This window comes from Janthinobacterium sp. BHSEK, assembly GCF_056174685.1.
Genome location: NZ_JBWBYV010000175.1, coordinates 1 through 253, shown reverse-complemented (window position 1 = coordinate 253; position 253 = coordinate 1). Strand labels below are relative to the sequence as shown.

Here is a 253-nt window from a genome sequence, read left to right as displayed (position 1 = left end):
TCTTATCCTCTGTACCTGCTAAGGTTATAGGGACAAGCCGTACGGGCAATTAGTACTGGTTAGCTTAATGCATTACTGCACTTCCACACCCAGCCTATCAACGTCCTGGTCTCGAACGACCCTTCAAAGAGCTCAAGGCTCTGGGAAATCTCATCTCAAGGCAAGTTTCCCGCTTAGATGCTTTCAGCGGTTATCTCTTCCGAACTTAGCTACCCGGCAATGCCACTGGCGTGACAACCGGTACACCAGAGGT

At 50.2% G+C, this 253-nt stretch carries 1 rRNA gene; it reads right to left on the bottom strand.

Annotation, left to right across the window (positions count from 1 at the left end):
• Positions 1-28: 28 nt before the first annotated feature.
• Positions 29-253: ribosomal RNA gene (locus AC0V2Y_RS28075) — 23S ribosomal RNA — on the bottom strand; the annotation flags it as partial.